The organism is Pseudoxanthomonas sp. UC19_8 (assembly GCF_042700505.1).
GTDB classification, from domain to species: Bacteria; Pseudomonadota; Gammaproteobacteria; order Xanthomonadales; family Xanthomonadaceae; genus Pseudoxanthomonas_A; species Pseudoxanthomonas_A winnipegensis.
The window spans coordinates 2,644,314-2,670,573 of record NZ_CP170559.1 but is presented as its reverse complement, the minus strand read 5'-3'; the positions used below and the strand labels follow the sequence as shown (position 1 = coordinate 2,670,573).

At 71.3% G+C, this 26,260-nt stretch carries 27 protein-coding genes; 11 read left to right on the top strand and 16 right to left on the bottom strand.

What is annotated here, in order from left to right; all coding sequences use genetic code 11:
• Window positions 1-40 precede the first annotated feature (40 nt).
• The 4 genes from ACFJIT_RS11855 to ACFJIT_RS11840 form a co-directional block, all read right to left on the bottom strand.
• On the bottom strand, window positions 41-817 hold the full coding sequence (locus ACFJIT_RS11855) for an N-formylglutamate amidohydrolase (protein ID WP_379653701.1): 777 nt from the start codon (window positions 815-817) through the stop codon (window positions 41-43).
• Entirely contained in the window at window positions 810-1,361 is a 552-nt protein-coding gene (locus ACFJIT_RS11850; RefSeq protein WP_130523386.1) for an NUDIX hydrolase, read from the bottom strand. The genes ACFJIT_RS11855 and ACFJIT_RS11850 overlap by 8 nt, the downstream gene beginning before the upstream one ends.
• Entirely contained in the window at window positions 1,358-2,251 is an 894-nt protein-coding gene (locus ACFJIT_RS11845; protein ID WP_340647775.1) for a 5'-3' exonuclease H3TH domain-containing protein, read from the bottom strand. Before ACFJIT_RS11845 ends, ACFJIT_RS11850 begins: the two co-directional genes overlap by 4 nt.
• A 117-nt stretch (window positions 2,252-2,368) precedes the next feature.
• Complete coding sequence (locus ACFJIT_RS11840) at window positions 2,369-2,953, bottom strand: nitroreductase (protein WP_340647776.1); 585 nt, start codon at window positions 2,951-2,953, stop codon at window positions 2,369-2,371.
• Between the two features lie 139 nt (window positions 2,954-3,092).
• Here ACFJIT_RS11840 and ACFJIT_RS11835 point away from each other — a divergent pair, with 139 nt between their 5' ends.
• The 3 genes from ACFJIT_RS11835 (at window position 3,093) to ACFJIT_RS11825 (ending at window position 9,010) form a co-directional block, all read left to right on the top strand.
• On the top strand, window positions 3,093-5,318 hold the full coding sequence (locus ACFJIT_RS11835; RefSeq protein ID WP_379653700.1) for a DUF1631 family protein: 2,226 nt from the start codon (window positions 3,093-3,095) through the stop codon (window positions 5,316-5,318).
• Between the two features lie 136 nt (window positions 5,319-5,454).
• On the top strand, window positions 5,455-7,845 hold the full coding sequence (locus ACFJIT_RS11830; RefSeq protein ID WP_379653699.1) for a DUF1631 domain-containing protein: 2,391 nt from the start codon (window positions 5,455-5,457) through the stop codon (window positions 7,843-7,845).
• 67 nt (window positions 7,846-7,912) lie between these two features.
• A complete protein-coding gene (locus ACFJIT_RS11825; RefSeq protein ID WP_379653698.1) occupies window positions 7,913-9,010 on the top strand; it encodes an NAD(P) transhydrogenase subunit alpha in 1,098 nt (365 codons plus the stop codon).
• 186 nt (window positions 9,011-9,196) lie between these two features.
• Here the strand turns inward: ACFJIT_RS11825 and ACFJIT_RS11820 are convergent, their stop codons facing one another.
• Genes ACFJIT_RS11820 through ACFJIT_RS11810 form a run of 3 tightly spaced genes read right to left on the bottom strand, consistent with a single transcriptional unit; the run spans window position 9,197 to window position 10,616 of the window.
• A complete protein-coding gene (locus ACFJIT_RS11820) occupies window positions 9,197-9,682 on the bottom strand; it encodes a DUF3106 domain-containing protein (protein ID WP_130523391.1) in 486 nt (161 codons plus the stop codon).
• A complete protein-coding gene (locus ACFJIT_RS11815) occupies window positions 9,679-10,047 on the bottom strand; it encodes a hypothetical protein (RefSeq protein ID WP_131660842.1) in 369 nt (122 codons plus the stop codon). The genes ACFJIT_RS11820 and ACFJIT_RS11815 overlap by 4 nt, the downstream gene beginning before the upstream one ends.
• Window positions 10,044-10,616: an RNA polymerase sigma factor gene (locus ACFJIT_RS11810; protein WP_130515885.1), complete on the bottom strand. Its 573-nt coding sequence runs from the start codon at window positions 10,614-10,616 to the stop codon at window positions 10,044-10,046. The genes ACFJIT_RS11815 and ACFJIT_RS11810 overlap by 4 nt, the downstream gene beginning before the upstream one ends.
• 145 nt (window positions 10,617-10,761) lie before the next feature.
• Between ACFJIT_RS11810 and ACFJIT_RS11805 the strand changes: the two genes are divergently transcribed.
• The gene (locus ACFJIT_RS11805) at window positions 10,762-11,061 is read left to right on the top strand and encodes an NAD(P) transhydrogenase subunit alpha (protein ID WP_130515887.1); all 300 of its coding nucleotides are present in this window, start codon (window positions 10,762-10,764) and stop codon (window positions 11,059-11,061) included.
• Window positions 11,058-12,512 (top strand): NAD(P)(+) transhydrogenase (Re/Si-specific) subunit beta, encoded by a 1,455-nt coding sequence (locus ACFJIT_RS11800; RefSeq protein ID WP_379653697.1) that lies wholly within the window; start codon window positions 11,058-11,060, stop codon window positions 12,510-12,512. The genes ACFJIT_RS11805 and ACFJIT_RS11800 overlap by 4 nt, the downstream gene beginning before the upstream one ends.
• 27 nt (window positions 12,513-12,539) lie before the next feature.
• Here the strand turns inward: ACFJIT_RS11800 and ACFJIT_RS11795 are convergent, their stop codons facing one another.
• On the bottom strand, window positions 12,540-12,953 hold the full coding sequence (locus tag ACFJIT_RS11795) for a hypothetical protein (RefSeq protein WP_130515891.1): 414 nt from the start codon (window positions 12,951-12,953) through the stop codon (window positions 12,540-12,542).
• Window positions 12,954-13,108: 155 nt separating this feature from the next.
• On the opposite strand from ACFJIT_RS11795, the gene sufT reads away from it, so the two are divergent.
• The 3 genes from sufT to ACFJIT_RS11780 all read left to right on the top strand — a co-directional run bounded on the left by sufT (window position 13,109) and on the right by ACFJIT_RS11780 (window position 17,080).
• Window positions 13,109-13,660: a putative Fe-S cluster assembly protein SufT gene (gene sufT, locus ACFJIT_RS11790; RefSeq protein WP_130515893.1), complete on the top strand. Its 552-nt coding sequence runs from the start codon at window positions 13,109-13,111 to the stop codon at window positions 13,658-13,660.
• Window positions 13,661-13,769: 109 nt separating this feature from the next.
• Window positions 13,770-14,864 carry a branched-chain amino acid aminotransferase gene (locus ACFJIT_RS11785; RefSeq protein ID WP_130523395.1) on the top strand — a complete coding sequence of 365 codons (1,095 nt, stop codon included), beginning with the start codon at window positions 13,770-13,772 and terminating at the stop codon, window positions 14,862-14,864.
• Window positions 14,865-15,274: 410 nt separating this feature from the next.
• Window positions 15,275-17,080 (top strand): S8 family peptidase, encoded by a 1,806-nt coding sequence (locus ACFJIT_RS11780; protein ID WP_337054770.1) that lies wholly within the window; start codon window positions 15,275-15,277, stop codon window positions 17,078-17,080.
• Between the two features lie 497 nt (window positions 17,081-17,577).
• Here ACFJIT_RS11780 and ACFJIT_RS11775 read toward each other — a convergent pair whose 3' ends face one another.
• Genes ACFJIT_RS11775 through wrbA form a run of 3 tightly spaced genes read right to left on the bottom strand, consistent with a single transcriptional unit; the run spans window position 17,578 to window position 19,078 of the window.
• The gene (locus tag ACFJIT_RS11775; RefSeq protein WP_130516244.1) at window positions 17,578-18,063 is read right to left on the bottom strand and encodes an asparaginase domain-containing protein; all 486 of its coding nucleotides are present in this window, start codon (window positions 18,061-18,063) and stop codon (window positions 17,578-17,580) included.
• A gap of 56 nt (window positions 18,064-18,119) precedes the next feature.
• Window positions 18,120-18,482, bottom strand: coding sequence for a DUF2069 domain-containing protein (locus ACFJIT_RS11770; RefSeq protein ID WP_379653696.1), 363 nt, complete (start codon window positions 18,480-18,482; stop codon window positions 18,120-18,122).
• Window positions 18,479-19,078 carry an NAD(P)H:quinone oxidoreductase gene (gene wrbA / locus ACFJIT_RS11765; RefSeq protein ID WP_130523398.1) on the bottom strand — a complete coding sequence of 200 codons (600 nt, stop codon included), beginning with the start codon at window positions 19,076-19,078 and terminating at the stop codon, window positions 18,479-18,481. Before wrbA ends, ACFJIT_RS11770 begins: the two co-directional genes overlap by 4 nt.
• A 117-nt stretch (window positions 19,079-19,195) precedes the next feature.
• Here wrbA and ACFJIT_RS11760 point away from each other — a divergent pair, with 117 nt between their 5' ends.
• From ACFJIT_RS11760 to ACFJIT_RS11750, 3 genes are read left to right on the top strand one after another with little or no spacing between them, the layout of a single operon-like run.
• Window positions 19,196-20,473: a YihY family inner membrane protein gene (locus ACFJIT_RS11760; protein ID WP_379653695.1), complete on the top strand. Its 1,278-nt coding sequence runs from the start codon at window positions 19,196-19,198 to the stop codon at window positions 20,471-20,473.
• The gene (locus ACFJIT_RS11755; protein ID WP_379653694.1) at window positions 20,473-21,048 is read left to right on the top strand and encodes a TlpA family protein disulfide reductase; all 576 of its coding nucleotides are present in this window, start codon (window positions 20,473-20,475) and stop codon (window positions 21,046-21,048) included. Before ACFJIT_RS11760 ends, ACFJIT_RS11755 begins: the two co-directional genes overlap by 1 nt.
• Window positions 21,045-21,317 carry an acylphosphatase gene (locus ACFJIT_RS11750; protein WP_379655766.1) on the top strand — a complete coding sequence of 91 codons (273 nt, stop codon included), beginning with the start codon at window positions 21,045-21,047 and terminating at the stop codon, window positions 21,315-21,317. Before ACFJIT_RS11755 ends, ACFJIT_RS11750 begins: the two co-directional genes overlap by 4 nt.
• Window positions 21,318-21,329: 12 nt before the next feature.
• Here ACFJIT_RS11750 and ACFJIT_RS11745 read toward each other — a convergent pair whose 3' ends face one another.
• The 5 genes from ACFJIT_RS11745 to ACFJIT_RS11725 all read right to left on the bottom strand — a co-directional run bounded on the left by ACFJIT_RS11745 (window position 21,330) and on the right by ACFJIT_RS11725 (window position 26,192).
• Complete coding sequence (locus tag ACFJIT_RS11745) at window positions 21,330-22,397, bottom strand: glycosyltransferase (RefSeq protein ID WP_379653693.1); 1,068 nt, start codon at window positions 22,395-22,397, stop codon at window positions 21,330-21,332.
• Between the two features lie 155 nt (window positions 22,398-22,552).
• Window positions 22,553-23,338: a polyphosphate kinase 2 gene (gene ppk2 / locus ACFJIT_RS11740; RefSeq protein ID WP_379653692.1), complete on the bottom strand. Its 786-nt coding sequence runs from the start codon at window positions 23,336-23,338 to the stop codon at window positions 22,553-22,555.
• A gap of 32 nt (window positions 23,339-23,370) precedes the next feature.
• Window positions 23,371-23,889, bottom strand: coding sequence for a molybdenum cofactor biosynthesis protein B (moaB, locus tag ACFJIT_RS11735; protein ID WP_130523401.1), 519 nt, complete (start codon window positions 23,887-23,889; stop codon window positions 23,371-23,373).
• Window positions 23,890-23,997: 108 nt separating this feature from the next.
• Window positions 23,998-24,882, bottom strand: coding sequence for a hypothetical protein (locus ACFJIT_RS11730; RefSeq protein WP_379653691.1), 885 nt, complete (start codon window positions 24,880-24,882; stop codon window positions 23,998-24,000).
• 83 nt (window positions 24,883-24,965) lie between these two features.
• Window positions 24,966-26,192 (bottom strand): S8 family serine peptidase, encoded by a 1,227-nt coding sequence (locus ACFJIT_RS11725; RefSeq protein ID WP_379653690.1) that lies wholly within the window; start codon window positions 26,190-26,192, stop codon window positions 24,966-24,968.
• Window positions 26,193-26,260 lie beyond the last annotated feature (68 nt).

The window sequence follows — 26,260 nt, the reverse complement described above, 5'->3', positions numbered from 1 at the left end:
GGAGGGCGGTCGGGGGACAGCCATCCATATAGCGGGATTTTCAGGGTTGTGGTGTGAAATCCGGCGCCAGACGGGTGAACAGGCGCGCCAGCCGCTGCGCCCAGGCGCGCTGGCCCTCGTCGGTGGCGATCAGGTCCTGGCGGATTTCCAGTTCCAGGTGCACCAGCCCGCGCGCCTCGCCGTGCACGGGGATGGCGTAGTCGGTGGCGTCGCTGACCGCGTAGGGTTCGTTGTCGCCGACGGTCAGCCCCTCGGCTTCGAGCAGCGGCTTGAGGGCGTGGGCCAGGCGCGCGTCGCGCTGGTAGAGCACGCCGGCGTGCCAAGGCCGCACGATGCCGGCGAACACCGGAGTGAAACTGTGCATGGCGATCAGGATCGTCGGCTGCCCGCGCGCGGCGCGCGCGTCGAGCTGGCCGCTGATCGCGTCGTGGTAGGGCTGGAAGATCTCCGCGGCCCGCTGCGCGCGCTGCTGCGGGTTGGCGGCGACGTTGGCGGCGATGTCGGTGCCGTCGCTGACCGCGGCGATCGAGCCCGCCGCGTCCAGCGGCCGGTTGCAGTCGATCACCAGGCGCGAATAGGTCTGCAGGATCGCGGTGGCGTCCAGCAGCGCGGCCAGCGCGCGCGTGGTTCCGGCGATGCCGATGTCCCAGCCGATGTGGCGGTCCAGCTCGGCCTGCGGCAGGCCCAGCTGGTCCAGCGCGGCCGGCACGGCCTGGCCGGCGTGGTCGGCGATGAGCAGGTAGGGCGAGGCGCCGTGCTCGCCGAGCACGGTGAACGGCGGCGGGTCCTGCGGCCCCAGCAGGGTCGGCTCAGCCACGCGGCGTGCCGTCCAGATGGTGCTCGATCATCCACAGGCCGGCCCAGAGCTTGGCGTCGAGCTCATAGCCCTCGCCGAGCTTGCCCACCAGCCAGGCCGCGGCCTGCGCGCGCGGGATCTCGTGCACGGTGATGTTCTCGTCCTCGTCGCCGCCGCCGGGACCGACGCGGCGCAGGCCGGTGGCGAGCACGAAGGCGATGCGCTCGTTGGTCGAGCCCGAGGACACCGGCCCGATCAGCAGCACCTCGGCGTGCTCGGCGGTCCAGCCGGTCTCTTCCTCCAGCTCGCGGATGGCCGAGACCTCGATCGACTCACCGGCGTGGATGTCGCCGACCAGGCCGGCCGGCATCTCGATGGTCTTGGCCTGCAGCGGCACGCGGAACTGCTCGACGAAGACGATCTTGTCCTCCGGGGTGACGGCGATGATGATCGCCGCCAGCCCGCCGGCATGGGCGCGCTCGGCGTATTCCCAGGTGCCGCGCCGGATCAGGCGCAGGTACTGGCCGTCGTACATCACTTCTGCGGGTTCGGTCTTGGAACTCATTGGGCCGGCTCGTAGGAGGGGAAATGGGGGGCGTCGTCGTGCGGTGGCGTCCACGGCTGTTCCAGCCCGGAGGCGGCGCGCAGGCGCCGGCGCAGGGTCGGCCCGAAGCGCAGCGCTTCGCACAGTGCGTCGAGCAACTGGCCATCGGCCGGCGCGCGCGCGAAGCCGGGCACGATCCCGTCCAGCGGCGCATCCAGCGCGATGGTGGTCAGCTGCCGCCACAGCAGCGCGTGTTCGCGCTGCTCGCGCAGGCGCAGGGCGACCTGGGCGGCGCCGCGCAGGCGCAGGAACGCGACTTCGTCGCAGCGCGCCAGCAGCGCGTCCAGGCTGCCGAAGTGCGCCAGCAGGATCGCCGCGGTCTTGGCGCCGATACCGCTGACGCCGGGGATGTTGTCGATGGCATCGCCGCACAGGGCCAGGTAGTCGGCGATCTGGTGGGCTTCCACGCCATGGCGCGCCTTGACCCCGGCCGCGCCCCAGCGCACACCGCGGGCGAAATCCCACTGCTCGTCGCCTTCGCCCAGCAGCTGGGAGAGGTCCTTGTCGGCCGAGACGATCACCCCGCGGAAGCCCAGCGGCCGCGCCGCGTGCAGGGCGCTGCCGATCAGGTCGTCGGCCTCGTACTCGGTGTGGGCCAGCACGTTGAAGCCCAGTGCCGCGCACAGCGCCTTGCAGTGCGCGAACTGGCGCCGCAGCTCGGGCGGCGCCGGCTCGCGGTTGCCCTTGTAGGCCGGATACAGGCCATGGCGGAAGCAGCTGTCCAGCGCCTCGTCGAAGGCCACCGCGATATGCGTCGGGCGCTGGCGTTCGCCCAGCTCCAGGAGGAAGCGCGCGAAGCCATGCACGGCGTTGGTCGGCCAGCCCTCGGCGTCGCGGAACTGATCGGGCATCGAGTGCCAGGCCCGGAACACGTACAGGCTGGCATCGACCAGATACAGGTCCTTCAGCACGACCCACCTCCGCCGCCATGCCAGGCCCGGCAAGGCCGCACGCAGGCCGGTTGCGGACTAGGCACGTTCACCGGTCCAGTCGGTGAGCAGCGCCGCCGCGTCCGGGCGCTCGCGCTCGGGGACCTCGATCGCGGCGGTGCCGATATGGACGAAGCCGGCGATGCGCTCGTCCGGGCCCAGGCCCAGTTCGGTGCACACCACCGGATCGCTGGCCGCCCAGCCGGTCAGCCATTGCGCGCCGAAGCCGAGCGCCTGCGCGGCCTGCAGCAGGGCGAAGCACACGCTGCCGGCGGTCAGCCATTGCTCCTCGAGCGGCACTTTGTGACCGGGCTGCAGGCGGGCGACCACGGTGATGATGACGGGCGCGTAAGAAAACCTGCCGCGCTCCTTCTCCAGCGCCGCCTCGGAGGCCTGCGGATCCTTCTGCCGCGTGCGGGCTTCCAGCAGCCGGCTCATCGCCGCGCGGGCCTGGCCTTCGATGCGGATGAAGCGCCAGGGCACCAGCTTGCCGTGGTCGGGCACGCGGCTGGCGCTCTCCAGCATGCGCAACAGCGTCGGCGTGTCCGGCCCGGGCGCATGAAGCTGCTTTGACGGGACTGAACGGCGCTGGTCGAGCGCTTGCAGCAGTTCTGGGGTCGGCATACGCTGAAGTTTAGCGGCTTGGCATGGTTTTTGAGTGTTGGACAGGTCGACCGGCGCATGCGGCGCTGGTCTCATGGTCATCCGGCCAGGAGATTCTCGAGCGACTTGACGGCACTGACGGGGGGCGTGGGATCGGGGCATGTTGAACGGTTTCACCCAGGACAGCAGGCGCGACCGCAATGCGGCGCTGCTGGAGCACGTGCGGCTGCTGGCCGTCGTGCCGCTGGGCGAGATTTTCCAGTCGGTGATGGACGTATTGCCCGCGCGCCTGGATGAACAGGCCGGCAGCGGCGGCGCCTCGCAGATCGACCTGATCGAGGCCAAGCAGGAAGTCCGCCGCCGCCGCGAACACAGCCTCTCGCGCTTCCGCAGCCACCTGGTCAACGCCTGGCAGCTGCTGGAACTGGGCCGGCCGCTGTCGGTGGAGTACAAGCTGGCCGAGGCCGACCTGGACCGCGACGGCGCCGCGCGCCTGAGCCTGCTCAGCTACCAGGACATGGAGGTGCGCCTGGCGATCCGGCGCATGGCCGACGCCATCGCCGCGCGCTGGCGGACCGAGCTGATGCGGGTGAACCGCTACGTCGGCCTGCTCGCCGGCGGGATCAAGCTCAGCGACGACACGCTGCCGTTCGGCCCGCATCACCTCGGCGCCGGCGTGTTCGACGCCTTCGAGGAGCTGACCCTGGCCCCGGCCGCGCGGCTGGAGATCATCCGCATCTGCGAGGACGAGCTACAGTCGCGCCTGGGCGTGCTGTACGCCGGGCTGGAACAGCGCCTGATGCAGGTGATCCAGGCCTCAGAGCGCGCGCTGCTGCAGCCGCGTTCGCGCCGGCGCATCCCCAGCGCGCGGCTGATCACCGAGGGTGAGGCCGATGGCGAGCAGGCGCCGGACTGGATCGCGCGCTTCTTCGCCCAGTGGCAGCCGCCGGATGCGGCCGGCGCCGCGCCGGCCGGCAACGAGCACGCCCGCGCGGTGCAGGAGATCCTGCCGGCGGACCTGCACGCGCTGCTGCAGCGCTCGCGCCAGCTCGAGCAGCAGGCCGGCCCGGACGCGCGGCGGGCGCTGTCGCAGCGCGAGCTGCTCTCGGTGCTCTCGCTGCTGCAGTCCATGCCGGAGGAGTCGTCCACCGGCCCGCGCCCGGCGCGGCTCAAGGACCGCCTGAAGGACGACATCCGCGCCACCGGCGCCAAGCTGGGCATCGACCCGGCGCGGGTGCGGCTGGATCCGGTCGATGAGGACATGCTGGACCTGGTGGCGATGCTGTTCGAGGTGATGCTCGACGAATGCAACCTGCAGGGCCCGGTGCGCCAGGACATGCAGCAGCTGCTGGTGCCCTACGCCAAGGTCGCGCTGCTGAGCCCGGACCTGTTCCTGCGCGAGAACGACCCGCCGCGCCGCCTGCTCAACCTGCTGGCGGACGCGGCCGAATCCCTGGTCGGCGACGAGGCCGCCGAGAAAGCCCTGCGCGCGGAGTTCGACCGCACCGTCGACGCCATCCAGCAGGACTTCGCCGAGCACACCGAGGTGTTCGCCGGCTGGCTGCAGTCCTTCGGCACCGCCTTTGCCAGCTACAAGCGTCGGGTCGAGATCGCCGAGCGCCGCGCCACCGAGCTGCATCGCGCCCAGGAGCGCCGCGAGGAAGCGCGCCGGTTCGCCGACGGCGCCGCCGCCGCGCGGCTGCAGGGCCGCACCCTGCCGCCGGCGATCAGCGATTTCATGACCCGCTACTGGTCGCCCTATGTGGGCATGACCGTGCTGCGCGGGGAGAGCGGCGCGGACGATCTGGCTCAGGCGCTGGCGCTGGCCGATGCGCTGCTGGAGGAACTGGACCTGGCCCGCGTCCACGATCAGGCCCGGCCCTGGCTGGAGCAGCTGCAGCCGGCGCTGACCAAGCTGCTGGACAACCTGGGGCTGAGCCAGGCCGATGCGCAGGCCGCGCGCGCCGCGCTGCGCGATGCGCTGTCCGGCCAGGCCAGCAAGGATGCGGCGGCCCTGTCCGAGCTGCCGCCGCTGCCGCGTCCGCCGCTGATCGCCCAGCCCGAGGCGCCCGCGCCGGCGGCGTGGGAGGAGCCGCACGCGCTGGCCGAGGTCGACGAGGTCACCGCCGACTACTTCCGCCAGCTGCCGATGGGCACCTGGCTGGACTTCGTCTCGCGCAGCGGCAGCGTGCGCGCCGGCAAGCTGAGCTGGATCAGCCCGATCTCGGCGCGGCTGATGTTCGTGGACCGCAGCGGCAGCCGCATGTGCGTGGCCTCGCCCGACGAGCTGTCGGCGATGGCGCAGCTGGATCGCGTGCGCATGCACAGGCACGAGGACGCCTTCTACAGCGCCATGCAGGGCGCCATCGATCAGCTGGAGAACTGAGGCGCTAAGTCTTTGTTTTTGGAGGGACAGGCAGTGGGAGTTCCGTCACGGTTCATGGCCCGGGCTCACACTAGGATGACGCAGCGGTCGGGGACCGCATTCCCCCCAGTCTGACCCCCACGGACACGATGCCCGTATGTCTTCTTACGCCGACTTCCAGCACGGACTGGGACGCAGTCCGCGTCTGCTCGAGCAGGCCCGGCGCACGGTACTGCCCGCGCTGACCAGCGCGTTCGGCGAGGCGCTGGGGCGGTTCGACGATGCCTTGTTCGACCGCGCCGAGCGCGCGGGTCCGGCGCAGATGGCCTTCCTGGACGGCATGCGCGAACTGCGCCGCCAGCGCGAACCCTCCGTCGCCCGCTTCCGCGATCACCTGGAAAAGGCCTGGCGCGCGCTGGAGGACGGCAAGCCGCTGTCGGTCGACACCGCCCTGACCGATGCCAACGTCACCGGCCTGAGCCTGCTGTCGGAGACCGAGCTGGAATCGCGCCTGGCCGCGCGCAACCTGGCCGGCGTGGTCGGCCGCGACTGCCGCCAGGTGCTGCAGCGCCTGGACCGGCGCCTGGCGATGATCGCCGGGATCGAGGAGCTGGACGCCGAGCACAACCCGATCGGCGCCGAACACGTCGGCGTGGCCCTGCACGAGGCCTTCGCGCCCTGCGACTTCGCCCTGGAAGTGCGCCTGACCGTGCTCAAGCTGGGCGAGCGCGAGCTGGTCCCGCAGCTGGGCCGCATCTACGACACGCTCGATCTGCTGCTGGCCCAGGCCGGGGTGATGCCCGAGCAACCCACCGCCGCGCGCAGGCCGGTGCCGCGTCCGGCCGCGCCGCCGCCGGCGGCGATCCCGGGCCTGGAATCGGTGGAGGTGCGCCAGGCCGCCAGCGAAGGCCAGAGCGCGGTCAACGACGACGACGCGCTGCCCGCATGGATGGCGCGCTTCACCGAGCGCCTGAGCTCGCCCGCGCAGCGCTGGCCCGGCGAGGGCCAGGGCGGCGACGGCTACGGCGCCTGGTCCGGGGCCGAGGCGCCGCTGGCGCCCGGCGCGCAAGGTGTGTTGCTCGAGGCCCTGCACCACCTGCTGCAGGAGTCGCGCAGCCACCGCGTCGGCGACGTCGCCGCGGCGGGGCCCGGCGATGGCCGAGGCCAGGGCGTGGAAGGCATGGACAGCCGCTCGCTGTCCAAGCGCGAGATGCTCTCGGTGCTGTCCATGCTGCAGACCACGCCCAGCGACACGCTGCAGGAGGTGGCCACCGGCAGCAGCAGCGAATCGTTGGCCCAGCGCCTGAAGTGCGAGGTCATCCAGAACGCCTCGCGCCTGGGCATGGAGCCGGGCGCCACGCGTCTGTCGCCGGTGGACGAGGACGCCATCGACCTGGTCGGCATGCTGTTCGACGTGATGCTCGACGAGCGCGACCTGGAGACCCATTCGCGCGAGCTGATGGGCAAGCTGGTGGTGCCCTTCGTCAAGGTCGCCCTGCTGGACCGGCGCATGTTCGTGCAGAAGACCCATCCGGCGCGGCGCCTGCTCAACGTGCTGGCCGAGGCCTGCGAGGGCAATACCGGCGAGTCGCAGGCCGACCGCACGCTGCTGGCCAAGGTGGAGGAAGTGGTCGACCGGCTGGTGGCCGAGTTCAACGAGAACCTGGCGATCTTCCAGATGCTGGAGGAGGAGTTCCGCGACTTCCTCGGTCAGCACAAGCGCCGCATCGAGATCGCCGAGCGGCGCGCCACCGAGCTGCAGCGCGGCCAGGAGCGGCTGGAGGCGGCGCGGGCGCGCGCCGCGATCGAGCTGGCCAAGCGCCTGGAGAGCCGGCGCGTGCCGCAGACGATCGAGGATTTCCTGCGCCAGCCCTGGGCGCACCATCTGACCATGGCCCTGCTGCGCGAGGGCGAGGACAGCCAGATGGCGGCCAGCGCGCTGGCCCTGGCCGACGGCGTGCTGCACGAGCTGGCCGAGGCCCAGGCGCAGGTGGTCGGCAAGCCGTGGCTGTCCGAATGGCGGCACGGGCTGATCAAGGTGTTCAGCAGCGTGGGCATGGGCGGCGAGGCCGCCGGCGCGGCGATCGACGCGCTGCACGACACGCTGCAGGCGGTGTCGGTCTCGCGCCCGGACCTGGAGCGTGCGCTGCCCGATCTGCCGCCGGTGGCCGAACCGGCCGCGCAGGCCGCCGCGGCCGCGGCGCAGTCGCCCAACCTGGCCCTGGTCGGCGGCACCGACGCGCTGGAGTTCGACAGCGCCGATGCCGAGCATTTCCGCGGGCTGCCGATCGGCACCTGGCTGGACTTCATCGACAAGGACAACAAGGTCCAGGCCGGCAAGCTGTCCTGGGTCAGCCCGATCTCGGCGCGGCTGCTGTTCGTCAACCGCCGCGGCGTGCGCTTCTGCGTGGCCTCGCCCGAGGAACTGGCGGTGATGGTGCGGCTGGGTCGTCTGCGCCGGCACCGGCACGAGGACGCCTTTGACAGCGCCATGCAGGGCGTGATCGACCGCCTGGACGGCGTGCTGCGCCAGCCCGGCCCGGGCTGAGGGCCGGCCACCGGCGGCGCGGCGCTTTGCTAGCATCGCGGCTCCTTCGATGGCGGGCGCAACCGGGATGACGGTCGAGGTACGGGTGGTGCGGGAGACGGCAGCGGGCGAACGGCGCGTGGCCGCCGTCCCGGAGACCGTGAAGAAGCTCATCGCCGCCGGCGCCGCCGTGCAGGTCGAATCCGGCGCCGGGGCCGCGGCCGGGTTCCCCGACCAGGCCTATCGCGATGCGGGCGCGGCGGTGGTGGACGCCGGCGCGTCGATCGGCGGCGGGCTGGTGCTGTGCGTGCAGTGCCCGCCGGCGCCGGCCATCGCCAGCTGGCCGGCCGGCACCGTGCTGGTGGGCATCCTGCATCCGCAGGCCGATGCCGACCGCGCGCAGGCGCTGCAGCGTGCCGGCGTGCTGGCCTTCCCGCTGGAGCGGCTGCCGCGCACCACGCGCGCCCAGGCCATGGACGTGCTCAGCTCGCAGGCCGGCATGGCCGGCTACAAGGCGGTGCTGATCGCGGCCGAGCTGACGCCGCGCTTCTTCCCGATGCTGACCACCGCGGCCGGCACCATCCGGCCCTCCAAGGTGCTGATCGTCGGCGCCGGCGTGGCCGGGCTGCAGGCGATCGCCACCGCGCGCCGGCTGGGCGCGCAGGTGGAAGGCTTCGACGTGCGTCCGGAGACGCGCGAGCAGATCGAATCGCTGGGCGGCAAGTTCCTCGACCTGGGCGTGAGCGCGGCCGGCGAGGGCGGCTATGCGCGCCAGCTCACCGAGGACGAGCGCGCCGAACAGCAGCGCCGCCTGGCCGAACATCTCAAGAGCGTGGACACCCTGGTGTGTACCGCCGCGGTGCCCGGGCGCCCAGCGCCGAAGATCGTCAGCGCCGCGATGGTGGAAGGCATGCGGCCGGGCAGCGTGATCGTCGACCTGGCGGCCGAGACGGGCGGCAACTGCGAACTGACCCAGCCCGGCCAGACCGTGACCACGGAGGGCGGCGTGACCGTCGCCGGGCCGCTCAACCTGGCCAGTCTGGGCGCGGTGCACGCCAGCGAGATGTATGCGCGCAACGTCTACAACTTCGTGGCGCTGTTCCTGAAGGGCGATGCCCTCTCGTTCGACTGGGACGACGAGCTGCTGGCCAAGACGCGATGGCAGGCCGAGGCCGTGCCGGCCTGAAGGCGGCCGGCACGGCCCTCACCTGTAGAGCGGAGCTCGCTCCGCTGCTCTTCGGTGGGATCATCGGGGAAGCCCCAGCGGAGCGAGCTCCGCTCTACAAGTGGGAGCCTGCATGCCGGCGATGCGGCTTTACCGAGAGACCGATCGCCGCCACTGGCCTGAAGGCCACGAACACGGCGCACACCGTCAATCCGGATCGTCTTCCGGCGACGGCGGGTGGGCGCGGACCCAGTCCTCGCGCTGCTGCGGCGTCATGGCGTCCCACTGGTCGCGCAGCTGCTTGCGCTGGGCCGGGGGCAGGGTGCGCATGCGGTCGAACAGGGCGCGGGCCTGGTCGCGCTGCTCGGGACTCATGCGCTCGTAGCGCTCCATGCCGCGCTTGGCCTGGTCGCGCTGCTGCGGGCTCATGCGCTGCCAGCGCTGGGCGTGGTCCATCATCCGGCCGCGCCGGGACGGGTCGTCGTTCCAGCGATCGCGCAGCTGCGAGACCAGCACGTCGCGCTGTTGCGCGGTGAGCTGGTCCCAGGCCGGCCAGTTCTGCTGCGGCCCCTGGTCGCCCGGGGGCGGCGGAGGCGGGGGCGGCGGACGACGGTCCTGCGCGGTGGCCGTGACGGAGCACAGCGCGAGCAGCAACAGCAGCAGGGGGGAAGCAAAGCGGCGCATGGGCGTCATTCCATCTTGGTGTCCGAGGCCCCCAGCCAGACGTACAGGTCCGGGTTCTGGTCCAGCACGTCGGCGGTGCTGACATAGGCATCGGTGGCATCGGAAGGCAGGGTGGCCTGCACGGCCAGCACCTGGTGGGTGGCGCTGGACGAAACGGCCGGGGAAGAAGGCGGCATCAGCCGGGCGGCGGCGACCACCGCCAGCACGGCCGCCAACGCACTGGCACCCAGCCAGGCGTAGCCGCGCGGCCGCCGCGCGCGGCCGGCGCCGTGGCGCGCATCGCGCAGCCGCGCCAGCGTCTGCGGCGACAGCGCCTGCAGCGAGGCGGCATGGCACTGGCGCATGCGGTGGTCGAAGTCGGACGGGGCGTTCATCGGAACTCCTCCAGTTGTTTCTGCAGAGCGTCGCGCGCACGCGACAGATGCGTCTTGACCGAGCCTTCCGAGCAGCCCATCGCACGCGCGGTCTGGGCCACGTCCAGCTCCTCCAGCACGCGCAGGGTGAAGGCCTCGCGCTGTCGGGCCGGCAGGCCGCGCAGGGCCTCCACCAGACGCGCATAGCCTTCGCGCTGGTCGTGGGTGTCGGCCGGGCCGGCGTGCGGATCGGCCCAGTCGATGAGCGACTCCTCGCTGCGCTCGCTGGCCGGCACCATCCAGCGCAGGCGGAACCGCCCGCGGCGCTGCAGGTCGATCATGCGCCGGCGCAGGATGCTCCAGAACAGCGGCGTCCATTCGGCGGCGGGTTTGTCGGCGTAGGTCAGCATCTTGATCATCGCATCCTGGACCGCGTCCAGCGCGTCCTCGCGGCTGCGCAGCCCGGCCTCGGCGAAGCGGAAGGCGCGGGTGGAGATGCCGCCCAGGAACGCCTCCAGCGAGGCCGGGGGCACGGCGGGCGCAGGCGATTGGATGTCGGGTGGATCGGGGAGCAGGGGACTCACCAGCACGAGGATAGCCAACGCAGCACGGTTACCGGAGCAAACGCGCCGCGCACGGCGCGGTTGACCGGCGCGGCGGGCCCGGTCAGGTCGCGGTTATGATGCGCCCCGCCCCGGTCGGTGCCGGGCGCGGGTCCATGAGGAGCGCGGTTCCATGATCGACGGCTTCGTTGCGCTGTACATCTTCATGCTGGCGGCCATCGCCGGCCACGTCATCATCTCGCGCGTGCCGGTGATCCTGCACACGCCGCTGATGTCCGGTTCCAACTTCATCCACGGCATCGTGCTGATCGGCGCGATGGTGGTGCTGGGCCATGCCGACACCACGCTGGAGAAGGCGCTGGGCTTCGTCGCGGTGCTGCTGGGCGCGGGCAACGCCGCTGGCGGCTACGTGGTGACCGAGCGGATGCTGGACATGTTCAAGCCCAGCCGCAAACCCGGGGACGCGCCGTGAACCCGACCACCGTGGGCGTGCTGGACTGGGTGGTCAGCGCCAGCTATCTGGTGGCAGCCACGCTGTTCCTGCTGGGCCTGCAGCGCATGGCCTCGCCGGTGACCGCGCGCAGCGGCATCCGCTGGGCCGGCGCGGGCATGCTGCTGGCCACCGGCGCCACGTTCTTCCTGCCGGGCCTGCACAACCTGGCGCTGATCGTGCTGGCGATGGCGATCGGCGTCGGCGCGGCCTGGATCTCGGCCAAGAAGGTGGCCATCACCGACATGCCGCAGATGGTGGCGCTGTACAACGGCATGGGCGGCGGTTCGGCCGCGGCCATCGGCGCGGTGGAACTGCTGCGCTACGCCTTCATCGTCCATCGCGACACGTCCAACTGGAGCGAGGCCGCCGTGGCCCAGCTGGCCGCGCGTGCGCCCGGGGCGACCACGCTGGCGCTGGCGGTGATCGGATCGGCCATCGGCGCGGTGTCGCTGTCCGGCTCGGTGATCGCCTGGGCCAAGCTGGACGGGCGCCTGGACCGGCGCGTGACCTTCCCGGGCCAGCAGCTGCTCAACCTGGGCGTGGCGCTGGCGGTGGTCGCGCTGGGCGTGTGGGCGGCGGTGTCGCTGTCGCCGCTGGCGATCGTGGCCTTCTTCGTGGCCGCGCTGGCGCTGGGCGTGCTGATGACCCTGCCCATCGGCGGGGCGGACATGCCGGTGGTGATCTCGCTGTACAACGCCTTCACCGGCCTGGCGGTGTCCTTCGAGGGCTATGTGCTGGGCAACGAGGCGCTGATCATCGCCGGCATGATGGTCGGTGCGGCCGGCATCCTGCTGACCCGGCTGATGGCCAAGGCGATGAACCGCCCGGTCAGCGGCGTGCTGTTCTCCAACTTCGGCGGCGGCGGCGCGGCGGCCGAGATCAGCGGCACGCAGAAGCCGATCGAGGCCGGCGACGTGGCCGCGATGATGGCCTACGCCGAGCGCGTGGTGATCGTGCCCGGCTACGGCATGGCCGTGGCCCAGGCCCAGCACAAGATCTGGGAACTGGCCCAGCGCCTCATCGCGCGCGGGGTGAAGGTGAAGTTCGCGATCCACCCGGTCGCCGGGCGCATGCCCGGACACATGAACGTGCTGCTGGCCGAGGCGGGCGTGCCCTACGACCTGATCGCCGACATGGACGACATTAACCCCGAGTTTCCCAACACCGACGTGTCGCTGGTGATCGGCGCCAACGATGTGGTCAACCCGGTCGCCAAGACCGATCCGGCCAGCCCGATCTACGGCATGCCGATCCTGGACGTGGTCGAGTCCCGCAACGTCATCGTCATCAAGCGCGGCAAGGGCACCGGCTTTGCCGGCATCGAGAACGCGCTGTTCTACGCCGACAACACGCGCATGCTCTACGGCGACGGCGCGGAGATGGCCAGCGCGCTGGTGAGCGAACTCAAGGCACTCGACGGCGGACACTGAGCCGCCGGCAGTACGGCGTGCGGGCCGTCAGCGCGCCAGCACCGCCGCCACGATCACCGCCAGCGCCATCAGCGCCCAGTCCAGCGGTGTGGTGGCCAGCGTGATCAGGGTCCAGGCCAGGTGCGCGCCGAGCTTGCCGGCCGACTCCTGCGGCGTCACGCCCATCATCACGCCCACCTGCAGCACCACGATGCCCCAGTTGGCCCAGGCCACCGTCAGCAAGGTCAGCAGGCCGGCCCACAGCGCGCGCCACGCGCCGGGCGCCATGCCGCCGGCGCGCAGCAGCCAGGCCGCGGTCAGCGCCGGCAGCAGCGCCATCCAGCCGCACTGGCGGTCCAGCCAGGCGGCCAGGCCGATCCACATCAGCGATTGCAGCAGGGCCAGCAGCGCGAAGACGACCAGGGCGGTCAGCGGAGGGAAGCGAACGGACGGGGCGGGCATCGGCAACGGCGCGCAGGGCAATCGGACAAGCATACCTGTCCCGGCCGGCGCGATCGGCCCGCAACGCTGTGGCGCGCGGCGTGGCGCCGTGGCCGGGCGATGCGCCGGGTAGAATGCGCGCTTGCCTCGCGGCCCCGCGTCCCCATTTCTCCCCCATGTATTCCAGCAGCAGCGAACCGGTCCAGTTCGAGCGTGATTGCGCCGCCGTCATGGTGCCCGCCGGCGAGTCGGTGACGCTCCCGGCCGGCACCTACGGTTACATCACCCAGGCCCTGGGCGGCAGTTACACCGTCTTCGTCGAAGGCAACCTGTTCCGCATCGCGGGCAAGGACGCCGATGCGCTGGGCAAGGAGCCGCCCGAGCCGCTGGAACTGGACGACAACGCCAGCGACGAGCAGGTCGAGCAGTTGGTCTGGCGCCAGCTGCGCACCTGCTTCGACCCGGAAATCCCGTTCAACATCGTCGATCTAGGCCTGGTCTACGAGGTCGACCTGCGCCATCGCGACGGGGGCGAGCGCGAGGTGGGCGTCAAGATGACCCTGACCGCGCCCGGCTGCGGCATGGGCGAGATCCTGGTCGACGACGTGCGCAGCAAGCTGGAGATGATCCCCACCGTCACCGAGGCCGATGTCGAGCTGGTGTTCGACCCGCCGTGGAACCGCACGATGATGTCCGAGGCCGCGCGCCTGGAAACCGGCATGCTGTAAGGCGCCGCGCCGGGGCCGGCGCATTGGTTGCGTGTGGTCGCGTCGGGTGAATCGCCGCGCGCGCGGCGCTATCCTTGCCGGGTTTTGTCCTCCAGCAAGGTCGCGGTCCATGTCTTCGTCCCAGGCTTTCACCGTCCAGCCCTCCGCCGCCGCGCGCAGCGATGCCGATCGCCAGGCGATCCTCGCCGCACCGGGCTTCGGCAACCACTTCACCGACCACATGGTCGCCATCCGCTGGACGCGCGCCGACGGCTGGCACGACGCCCGGGTGCAGCCCTACGGTCCGCTGTCGCTGGATCCGGCCGCCTCGGTGCTGCACTACGGCCAGGAGATCTTCGAAGGCATCAAGGCCTATCGCCACGCCGATGGCTCGATATGGACCTTCCGTCCGCAGGCCAACGGCGCGCGCCTGCAGCGCTCGGCCAAGCGCCTGGCGCTGCCGGAGCTGCCGGTGGAGCTGTTCGTCGAGTCGCTGCGCCAGCTGATCGCCGTCGACGGCGCCTGGGTGCCCTCGGCGCCGGAAACCAGCCTGTATTTCCGCCCCTTCATGATCGCCGACGAGGCCTTCCTGGGCGTGCGCGCGGCGCAGAAGGCGTCCTACTACGTCATCGCCAGCCCGGCCGGCCCGTACTTCACCAAGGGCGTGGCGCCGGTCTCGATCTGGCTGTCCACTGACTATGCGCGCGCCGGCAAGGGCGGCACCGGCGCGGCCAAGTGCGGCGGCAACTACGCCGCCTCGCTGCTGCCGCAGACCATCGCCCAGGCCCAGGGCTGCTCGCAGGTGCTGTTCCTGGACCCGGTCGAGGGGAAGTACGTCGAGGAACTGGGCGGCATGAACGTGTTCCTGGTCTTCGCCGACGGCCGCCTGGTCACCCCGGCGCTGTCCGGCAGCATCCTGGAAGGCATCACCCGCGAATCCATCCTGCAGCTGGCGCGCGACCGCGGCCTGCAGGTCGAGGAGCGCAAGGTCTCCATCGACGAGTGGAAGCAGGGCGTGGCCGACGGCACGATCTCCGAGGTCTTCGCCTGCGGCACCGCCGCGGTGGTCACCCCGATCGGCGAGCTGAAGGGCGAGGGCTTCGCCGTGGGCAGCCCGGATGCGCCGGCCGGCGAGGTCACCATGTCGCTGCGCAAGGAGCTGACCGACATCCAGTACGGCCGCCTGCCGGACCGCCACGGCTGGCTGGTGCGCCTGGATGCCTGATCGCAGACCCTGACGCGCCGCAGCAAGCGGCCCCCCGACGCCCGGCCTCGCGCCGGGCGTCGTCGTTTGCGGCGAGGGATGTCTCGCCGAGGTCGCGGAATGACGCGCTCAGGCCTTGAAAGGCCAAGACAGGACAGGTTTCGACCGCAACAGCTCGCATCCTGATGGTTTCAGTGGGTGTCTAGATGAGTTTTTTTCATGACGCACTCGGTCACAGAATGACATCGAGGCCATCTCGCGGCACGTTCGCCTCGGTTAGGTTTCGGTCAGGTTCGCCATAACGGCAAACCCGTCCGCCGGAGGTCACACGCGCTGCAGTCCACGCCAAACAGCCCCCGATGTGGCCGTGGGTCATCGCCGGTTCTTCTCCGCGCCAAGCGCGGTCTACTCAAGCGAAAAAGGAATTCACGATGTCCGATGTTGTGTCCAAGCGTCGTCTGCAGCTGCGTGCCCTGACCGCCGCAACCGCCATCGCGTTGTCCACGATGGTGTTGTCCCCGGCGATGGCCCAGGGTCGGGTCAACCTCAGCGGCCTGCAGTCGACCGAGCAGCAAGGATTCCAGCGCTTCATCGTCAAGTACCGTGACGGCAGCACCAAGGCGACCAGCGACGCGTCGCTGACCCAGTCCCTGAGCGGCATCGCGCGCGCCGTGCCCTCGGCGCAGGGCGCGGCCCTGGGGCTGCGGCACCTGCGCCGCACCGCGGTGGGTTCGGATGTGGTGGTGGCCAGCCGCAAGCTGGACCGCGCCGACGCCGAGACGCTGATGCGCCAGATCGCCGCCGATCCCGACGTGGATTACGTGGAGGTGGACAAGCTCAATCGCCCCACGCTGACGCCCAACGACACCCGCTTCGGCGACCAGTGGGACCTGGGCACCGGCACCGGCGGCATGTACGCCACCACGGCGTGGGACGTGACCAACGGCGCGGGTACGGTGGTGGCGGTGCTGGATACCGGCATCACCTCGCACTCGGACCTCAGCGCCAACATCCTTCCCGGCTATGACTTCATCACCGCCTACACGCTGCCGGGCGGCACCACCATCGGCAACGACGGCGACGGCCGCGATTCGGATCCCAGCGATCCGGGCGACTGGCTGGCCGCCGGCGAGTGCGGCACCGACTCGGCTGGCCGCCCGGTGCCGCAGTCTGCGCAGAACAGCAGCTGGCACGGCACCCACGTGGCCGGCACCATCGCCGCGGTCACCAACAACAGCAAGGGCGTGGCCGGTATCGCCTACGGCGCCAAGGTCGTGCCGGTGCGCGTGCTGGGCAAGTGCGGCGGCTTCGATTCGGACATCGCCGACGCGATCGTCTGGGCCTCCGGCGGCACGGTCAGCGGCGTACCCGCCAACCAGAATCCGGCCGAGGTGATCAATCTCAGCCTGGGCGGCAGCGGAGCCTGCGGCACGACCACGCAGACCGCGATCAACGGCGCCGTGTCGCGCGGCACCACGCTGGTGATCGCCGCCGGCAACGACAACACCAATGTCTCCAACGCCAGCCCGGCCAACTGCAACAACGTCGTCGCCGTGGGCGCGACCACCAGCAGCGGGGCGCGTGCCAGCTACTCCAACTACGGTTCGCTGGTGGACATCGCCGCGCCGGGCTCGGGCATCCTCTCCACGCTCAATTCCGGCACCACCTCGCCGGGTTCGGAGACCTACGCCTCCTACAGCGGCACCTCGATGGCCACCCCGCACGTGGCGGCCGTGGTGGCGCTGATGCAGTCGGTGGCCAACCCGGCGCTGACCCCGGCCCAGGTCGAGACGATCCTGAAGAATACCGCGCGGGCCTTCCCGTCCACGCCGTCGCAGCCGATCGGCGCCGGCATCCTGCAGGCGCGTGCGGCGGTGGATGCGGCCAAGGCCGGCGGTAGCAGTGGCGGCGGCGGTAGCAGCGGTTCGACGCTCACCAACGGCGTGGCGGTGACCGGGCTGTCGGCCAGCACCGGCAATTCGGTCAACTACACGCTCAACGTGCCGGCCGGCGCCACCAACCTGAAGTTCACCATCAGCGGTGGCTCGGGCGATGCGGACCTGTATGTGAGGTTCGGCAGTGCGCCGACCGATTCGACCTACGCCTGCCGGCCGTACAAGTCGGGTAATTCGGAGAGCTGCAGCTTCGCCTCGCCGCAGACCGGGACCTACTACGTGCGGGTCAAGGCCTACTCGACCTATTCGGGCGTGCAGCTGACCGGGAGCTACACCCCGTAATCCGTCACCAGGTTCGCAGGGTCGCGCAAGGATTGCGCGGGGTAAAGGACGCCCGCCCTGCGCCGTAAGGAAGCGCGCAACGAACGACCCGCCGGAGCAGGGATGCCCGGCGGGTTTTTTTGTTGCTCTTCGCGGAAGTGTGTGGGTGCGTGAGTCAGTCGGTGACATGCACGCGGGGCGACAAGCGCACCTCGCCCACCGGCCTCGATCCGGCCGGGCGCGGCGCCTCGGTCCGCAGAGCCGGAATGGGGAAGCACTGACCGCGCCTCATGCTTCGGTGGGAGCCGCCATGGCGGCGATGAGGCTCTCCCATTAAAGCTCCACTGCTGCTCAAAGCATTGCCCGGCCAAGCCCCATCGCCGCCACGGCGGCTCCCACAATGACGGGGGGTGCGCACCCAACCGGTAGAGGCCCTTCGCGGATGGATCGAGGGCTTCTTTCGAACCGAAGCCTCAAAACATGCCGCGCGAGAGCCTCCGCTGACAGCTACGCCTGCCTCAGGCCGGTTCGAAGCGGTTGGCTGCCACGTTCTTGCGCACATGGCGCGGGTCCCAGATGCGGCCGTTCATGGCGATCCATACGCCTTCCGGCGCCGACTGCACCGCACCGACCGCGCAGCCGATGTTGAACTCGGCATCCGAGCCGCGGAAGCCGGCCGGGTTGAGGGCGCCGGTGAGCACGATCACGCGGTCCTCCAGCGAGGCCAGCGCCTGCGCGGTCTGCACCATCGAGTCGGTGCCGTGGGTGATCAGCACATGCCGCGCGGACTGCGCGGCGATGGTGGCGCGCATCAGCTCGCGGTCGGCGTCGGTGATGTGCAGCGAATCCTTGCGGATGATCGGGATCACCGTGAAGCGGAACGCGACGCCCAGCTCCTTGAGGATGCGACCGATCTGCGGCTCGCCGACCTGATAGTCGGACTTGTCGTCGAAGTAGATCTTGTCGATGGTGCCGCCGGTGGTGACGATGAGCAGATCGTCCATGGGCGAGGAAAGAGCGTTCACGGCGTGGTCCAGGCAGGGATCGAAGACGGACGATTTTAGCGTGCGTCGCCGCCGGTCTTCGGCTTGCGGCTCAGCCGCGCGCGCAGCCCCGGCCAGCTGGAGGTCAGCACGATGGCCAGCGCCAGCACCAGCTCGATCCAGCCGTACAGCCGCACTTCCGGATGCGACCAGGCCGTCATCACCCCGTGGCTGAACCAGCCCAGCGCCAGCACACCCGACCAGAACACCGCCAGCCGCGATCCCAGCCGCGCACCGATGGCCAGCAGCAGCGGCGGGGCGGTGAACACCAGCAGCGTGGCCAGCGCATGGCGATCGTCGCGGAACCACCAGCCGAACAGCGCCGACAGCGCCAGCAGCATCAGCGCCAGCAGTGGGCGCGGGGTGCGCACGCCGCTCATGGCGTGGCCTGCAGCCGACGCGCGATGTCGGCCAGGCGCCGGCCCAGCGCACGGGCCAGCGCGGCCTCTTCCTCGCTGGGCTGCGGATCGTCCTCGCCGCCGGCCACGTGGCTGGCGCCATAAGGCGTGCCGCCGGTGCGCGTGGTGCTCAGCTGCGGCTCGGTGAACGGAATGCCGGCGATCAGGCAGCCGTGGTGCAGCAGCGGAATCTGCATGCTCAGCAGCGTCGCTTCCTGTCCGCCGTGCTGGCTCGCGGTGGAGGTGAACACCGCCGCCGGCTTGCCCACCAGCGTGCCGCTGGCCCATTCGGCGCCCAGCGAATCGAAGAAAAACTTCATCGGCGCGGCCATGTTGCCGAAGCGCGTCGGGCTGCCGATCGCAAGCCCGGCGCAGTCGGCCAGGTCCTGCTTGTCGACGTAGGGCGCCCCCTCGTCTGGGACCGGCGGCGCGCTGCGCTCGGTCACCACCGCCACCGGCGGCACGGTGCGCAGACGCGCCGCCATGCCCTCGACCTCGCCGACGCCGCGTGCGATCTGCCGCGCCAGGCGCGCGACCGAACCGCCACGGCTGTAGTAGAGGACCAGGATCTCGGGCATCGGCGGGGCATCCACGCGGCAAGGGGCGCCAGTATCGGCGCTGGCAGGCCGGCTTGTCGCGGCCGAGGATGGCCGCCACCACAGCCGCCCACGCCACTTCGGGTAGGCTTGGCCCCGATGTCCCTGGCCTCCACCTTGCATCGCTGGAACGAGCACGTGCGCGACCGGGCGCGGCTGACGGCGTTCGCGCGCTTTCTGCTGGGGCGCTTCTGGGACGACCGCCTGTTCCAGACCGCGGCCGCGCTGGCCTATACGACCATGTTCGCGCTGGTGCCGCTGGCGATGGTGGTTTTCGGCGTGCTGGCCGCGTTCCCCGGCTTCCGCCAGTGGAGCGACACGCTCAGCGACTATGTGTTCTCCAACTTCGTGCCCAGCGCGGCGCGCTCGGCGCAAGGCTATCTGAAGGAGTTCGCCGCGGCGGCGCGCGATCTGACCGTGGCCGGCGTGATCGCCCTGGTGATCTCGCTGCTGATCACGCTCAACAGCGTCGAGGCCGCGTTCAACCGCATCTGGCGCGTGTCGGGCACGCGCCCGCGGCTGGGGCGCTTCGTCATGTACTGGACGGTGCTGACGCTGGGCGCGCTGCTGTCGGCCGCTTCGCTGGCCATTACCGCCAAGGTGTTCGCGCTGCCGCTGTTCCGGACCGCCGAGGGGCGGCAGGTGGCCTCGCTGGCCCTGTCGCTGGCGCCGGTACTGATCGAGCTGTGCGCGATCGCCGCGATCTACCGCGTGGTGCCGCATCGATCCATCCAGTGGCGCTACGCCTTCGCCGGCGCGCTGCTGGCCACGGTGGGGCTGGAGGCGATCAAGTGGGGCATGGGCCTGTATCTGGCCAGCTTCAATTCCTATACGCGCATCTATGGCGCGGTGGCGGTGGCGCCGATCCTGATGCTGTGGATCTATCTGAGCTGGAGTTCGATCCTGCTCGGCGCCTCGCTGGCCTCGTCGATGGCGGCCTTCCGCTACCAGCCGCAGGCCATGCGCCTGCCGGAGGGCTTCGAGATCTACGGCCTGCTGCGCCTGCTCGGGCGTTTCGTCGAGGCGCGGCGCCACGGCCATGGCCTGACCGACAACCAGATCATGAAGCTCGAGCCGATGCTGACCGACTCGCTGGTCCAGGAACTGATCGGCCATCTGGCGCGCATCAACCTGCTGCGCTGTGCGGACGACGGCCAGTGGCTGCTGGCCCGCGATCTGGAAGACACCACGCTGGCCGAACTCTACGAGGCCTGCCAGCTGCGCATCCCCATCGCCGAGGTGACGCTGCCCTGCCAGGACGACGCGCTGGGCGTGGCCGCGCGCGAGGCGCTGGACCGCGTCCGCCTGCCCGTGCGCGAGCTGCTGCAGCACCACGCCGGCACCCTCTACCGCAACCTGCCCGAGTCGCACCGCTGATGACGCCCTCCCGTTCCCGCGTTCTGCCCCTGTTCCTGGCCTGCACGGCGCTGCTCGTGCTGGCCGCCTGCCAGCGCGCGCAGGCGCCCGCCCCGTCCGCACCCGCCGTCGCCGCGCCCGAAGCGACCACCGCGCCGCCGTCCACACCGGCCGCCGCCGACGGCCCGGTCGCGCTGAAGCTGACCGCCACCGACGGCAGCACGCTCGACCTGGCCACGCATCGCGGGCGCTGGGTGGTGGTGAACTTCTGGGCGACCTGGTGCCATCCCTGCCTGGCCGAGATGCCGGCCCTGTCCGAACTGGACCAGCGGCGCCAGGACATCGACGTGGTCGGCCTGGCCTTCGACGACATCGCGTCGGATGCGCTGGTGGCCTTCCTCAAGCAGCACCCGGTCGCCTATCCGATCGCGCAGGTGTCGATGGATCACCCGCCGGCCGCGTTCGAGACGCCGGCCGGCCTGCCCACGACCTATCTGCTCGATCCGCAGGGCCGGATCGCCAAGCGCTTCCTCGGGCCGATCACCCCGCAGGAGATCGAACAGGCCGTCGACGCCGGCACGGCGGCCAAGTCCTGAGCGCCATCGCCGCCCGGTTCCTGGTCAGCGGACGGGTGCAGGGCGTGTTCTTTCGCGCCTCCACCCGCGATCAGGCCCGCGCGCTGGGGCTGGACGGCTACGCGCGCAATCTGGCCGATGGCCGGGTCGAGGTGGTGGCGCGCGGCGAGCCCGCCGCCGTGGAGGCGCTGGCCGTCTGGCTGGCGCACGGCCCCGCGCTGGCGCGGGTCGATGCGCTGGAACGTGCAGCCTGGGATGAGGCGGTCGCGCCGGGCTTCGGCATCGGCTGACCGCCGCGGTGCTCAGCCGGTGCTCTGGCCCGGCAGCATGGCGGTGGCCAGACGGGCCAGGCCGCGGCGCGGCACTTCCGGGTCCAGCGACAGCTGCAGGGCCTGGGCCAGGCGCTGGGGGAAAGCCGCGTCGTTGTCCAGGAAGAAGGCCCGCGCGGCCTCGCCCAGCGCGGCGCAGGTCTCGGGGCTGAGCGCCAGCGCGCGTTCGACCACCGCCTCGATCGCCTCGGCCTCCACGCGGTAGCGCGTGCCCAGCGCCATCGCCCGCTGCGCCGAGGGCTGCAGCAGCAGGCCGCGCTCCGGGGTGACCAGCTCGTTCATCGGCTCGCCGTCGGTGGTGATGACCACCGCGCCGGTGCTCAGCGCCTCGACCAGGTAGTGGCCGAAGCCTTCAGCCTCGGACGGGCACAGGTGGAAGGCGTGCGCGTTCTGCAGTTCGCGCAGCTGCGCATCGTCCAGGTAGTCCAGGCGGTGATTGATGTTGGGGGCCACGATCCGGGGCACATCGCGCGACTGCACCACCGTCAGGGTCGGCCACTCCGGGTGGCGCAGCCAGGCCTGGACCACCGCCTCGGTGCCCTTGGCGGTGCTGCGCCCGGCCACGTGCAGGAAGGCGCGGCGGCGCGGCACGCTGGCGTCGAAACGGTCCTCGCTGGTGAAGCCGATGTAGCGCGTCTCGCAGCCCAGCGCGCCGAATACCCGCTCGGCGTGGCGGGTCTTGCACAGCACCCGCTCGAACCGCGGCAGCAGCGGCAGCCACTTGTCCAGCATCCACTCCGGATTGGGGACCAGCACGTTGCGCCGGGCGGCCGGCAGGCAGCCCCGGTAGACACGCTCCAGGAAGATCTGGGTCTCGATGCGCCCGGTGGCCAGGGCCCCCAGTCGGGCCCGGGCCTGGCGCAGGTTGTTGCCCATGCGCGATCCGCCGAAGGCCAGCGCCTGGCTGCCGATCTGCGCGCTGGCCAGGGCCCGCGACATGATGACCAGGTCGCGGCGCAGCCCCACCCCGTTGTCACGGGTGATCAGGCGGACGCGCGGCGGGAGGGGGGGCGAGGCGGAAGCAGGGGCGAAATGCAGCATGGGTGACGTCCGGCACGGGCACAGGTGCCGTGATGAACACATGATGAAAGGTTTAGCGCATTTCGTCACGCTGCGGGGGCAGCATTTGTCACCGTGTATTCAGTCGCTGTGGCCCGGACGCCCTCGCCGGGCGATTGGCTGACGCGTTACCGGCGTTACCGCTCGTCGCTGGTATCCGGGATCGGCTCGATCAGGTGGTAGGTCTCGGTCAGCAGCTTGCCGTGCAGGGGTTTCATGTCCAGCCGGGCCGGTGGCACGGTGGTATCCGGCAGGCGCGAGAGCAGGTCGCGGATCAGGGTGATGCGCCCGCGCCGCTGGTCGTTGAAGTCCACCAGGGTCCACGGCGCGTGGTGAGTATGGGTAGCGGCCAGCATCGCCTCGCGTGCCTCGGTATAGGCCGCGTACTGCTTGCGCGCCTCCAGATCCACCGGCGAGAGCTTCCAGCGCTTGAGTGGGTCCTCCAGCCGCTCGGCGAAGCGTGCCTCCTGCTGGGCCTGGTCCACGGTCAGCCAGTACTTGAAGAGCAGGATGCCGTCGTCGATCAGCAGCCGTTCGAAGATCGGCACCTGCTGCAGGAAGGAGGTGTACTGGTCCGGCGTGCAGAAGCCCATGACCCGTTCCACGCCGGCGCGGTTGTACCAGCTGCGGTCCATCAGTACGATCTCGCCGCCGGCCGGCAGCTGCTGCACGTAGCGCTGGAAATACCACTGCGTGGCCTCGCGGTCGGACGGCCTGGGCAGCGCCACGACCTTGCACTGGCGCGGATTGAGGTGCTCGCGGATGGCATCGATGGCCCCGCCCTTGCCGGCGGTGTCGCGGCCTTCGAAGATCACCACGACGCGCTTGCCGGTCTGCAGCAGCCAGCGCGACAGGTTGACCAGCTGCAGCTGCAGCGGCGCGAGCGCTTCCTCGTAGTCCTTGCGCTTGAATTTCTTGCTCATGACGGGTCCTGGCGCGGGCGTGGCGGCCGAGCTTATTCCTTCAGCCGTGGCCGCAGGGTCGCCAGGTTGCAGGGCCGGGTGCGGGCGTCGAGCTGGGCCGAGACGATCTTCTCCCAAGCCGTGCGACAGGCCGAGGTCGAGCCCGGCAGGCAGAACACGAAGGTCTGGTTGGCCAGCCCGGCGAAGGCGCGCGACTGCAGCGAGGAGGTGCCGATCTCCTCCACGCTGACCGCGCGGAACAGCTCGCCGAAGCCGGGCATCTGCTTGTCCAGCAGCGGCGCGATCGCCTCGGGCGTGGAATCGCGCCCGGTGAAGCCGGTCCCGCCGGTGATCAGCACGCCGTCCACCTCGTCATCGGCGATCCAGGCCGAGACGATGGCGCGCATGCGGTAGATGTCGTCCTTCACCAGCGTGCGCTCGTGCAGCAGGTGGCCGGCGTCGGTGGCCGCCTGGACCAGGTAGTCGCCGGAGCTGTCGTTGGCCAGGGTGCGCGAGTCGGAGACGGTCAGCACGCACAGGCGCAGGGGAATCAAGGTATCTGCATGGCTCATCGCGCCAGCCTAAGCCCAGGGCGGTGAGGCTTCAACGAAGGCCGCGTCCAAATGAAAGGCGCCGGCCTCCCGAAGGAAGCCGGCGCCGGTGCGGACCGCAGCTGACGTTTACGGCTGGGTGCTGGCGTTGGCCGACCCGTTGGCCGAGCCGCCGACCGAGGCGTTCACGCCATTGCGCGAGGCGCTGCCGCTGGCGTTGCCGCTGGTGTTGCCGGAGGCGGCGGCGTTGCTGGTGCTGTTGCCCAGGCTGTTGCCCAGCGCGCCGCTGCCGTTGGCGTTGCCCGAGGCCGAGCCGTTGGCGCTGGTCGACGCGGCGCTGTCACCTGCCTGCGAGACGGCGCTGCCGACCTGGCTGGCGGCGCCCTGCACACCGCTCTGGGCGCGGGTCGCGGCGGCCTGCGCGCCGTTGCGCACGCGGCCGGCGGTGTTGCGCACGCCCTGCGCGGCCTGGCTGGCGCCGGCGCGGGCCGAGCCGGCGGCCTGCGCCGCGCTGGACTCGGCGGCGCTGGTCACACCGCTGGTGTCGAGGCTGGCCGAGCCAGCCGCGTTGCCGGCCCCGTTGAGCGCACCGCTCAGGTCGCCGTTCGAGGCGCTGGCCGCGGCGTTGCCGGTGCCGCTGGCGTCCCCGGTCAGCGACGCGGCCGAACCGGCGGCGCTGCCCAGCGCCTGCGCCTGACCGCCGACCGACTGCGCCTGATCGCGCACCGAGGCGGCGGTGTCCGACGCGCGCTGCTGGGCGCGCTGGGTGGCGCGCTCGGCGCGGTTGCGGGTCTGCTGCAGGCGATCGCCGGCCATGCCGCGGGTGTTGTCGACGGTGTTGCCGATGCCGTTCACGGGCGCACCGATGCCGCCGATCTGACCGCCAAGGTTGCCGGCGCCGCCGATGGCGCCGCCCACCTGGCCACCCAGGCCGCCCAGGACCTGAGCCGATGCACCGGTGGTGGCCAGCGCGATGATGGCGGCCGTGGCCCACGTCAGAGTGTTGTGACGCATGAGATGTCTCCCTCGTTGGCGCGGGAAATCCGCTGCCTTCAGGAAGCACTACGGCCCAGCGGGAAAATTTCTTCCCGGCGTTTCTAACGTGTTGCCGCCTGTTCATCTGGCGTGCCCGGGACCAGCCCGCGGCCGTAGACCGGGTCCGGGCCCGGCTTGCCGAGGTCGCGCGCATGCGCCGCCAGGGCGGCTAGCAGGGCGTCGGCATCCTCGTCCGGATGCACGGCCAAGGCTTGCGCAGCGAGCGCGGCCACGCGCGGAGCGGCGAACGAGGTGCCGCGCATGCGTTCGAACCTGCCGCCCGGCGCGGCGGCTTCCACCTGCGCGCCGACTGCCGCCAGATCCACCTGCGGACCGCGCCCGGCTTCGGGCAGCACGCGATCGCGCGGATCGACCGCGGTCACGCCGATCACCTCTGGATAGGCCGAAGGAAACAGTGGCGCCGCCGCCGGCCCGTCGTTGCCGACCGCGGCGACCACGACCATGCCGCGCCCGATGGCCGCGGCCACCGCCCGCTTGAGCAGCTTATTGTCCGGACCGACCAGGCTCAGATTGACCACGCGGACCTGCTGCCGGGCCAGCCAGGCCAGTGCCTGGGCGACCTCCAGCGCGTTGCCGCCGGTCGGCGCGCCGCAATACACATCGGCGGCGAACAGCTGCACGCCGGGCTGCGCGTGCTGGCCATCGCCGACCAGCAGTGAGGCCACCGCGGTGCCGTGCAGGTCCGGGTGCGGCTGGTCGTCGCAGCCCCAGCGCTGCACCTGCACGCCTTTCAGCGCGGGGTGGCCGGCGTCCACGCCGCTGTCGACCAGGCCGACGCGCCAGGGCGTGGCCGCTCCCGCGGCGGGCGTCGCCGCAGCGCCGCTGGCCGCTTCGGCCGCGCCGCTGCTGGCATAGAGATGGTCGTAGTCGTAGCTGCCGGCCGGATCGAGTGCGCGCAACGCCTCCACCGCCCGCCGCGTGGACTGACCGGCCGGCGCGCGCAGCGGCACGACCTCCAGGTCCAGCCCGTCGAGCCGGCGCGGCGCCTCGACGGTGAAGCCGGCCTGGCGCGCGCGTTCCAGCGCCTCAGGGGTCGGCGCCAGCGCCAGGACCTGGCTGCGGATCACCACGTTGTCGTTGGGATCGGTATCGAGCACGTCGCGGTGCTCGCGCAGCAGCTGGCGCTGGCCGAGCTGGCGTGCCTGGGTGAGGGTGCGGTCGGCCAGGGTGGTGGCGTCGCGCATCAGCGGGTCCACGACCTGCCCCAGCGTCCGGGTGATCGGCGCGGCGGCCTGCGGCAGGGGCGGCAGCGGCTGCAACTGGGCCATGGCGACCGGCGCACAGGCCAGCAGCGCCGCAAGGGCGGCGGTCTGCGCTAGGATCGCGCCGCCTTGGG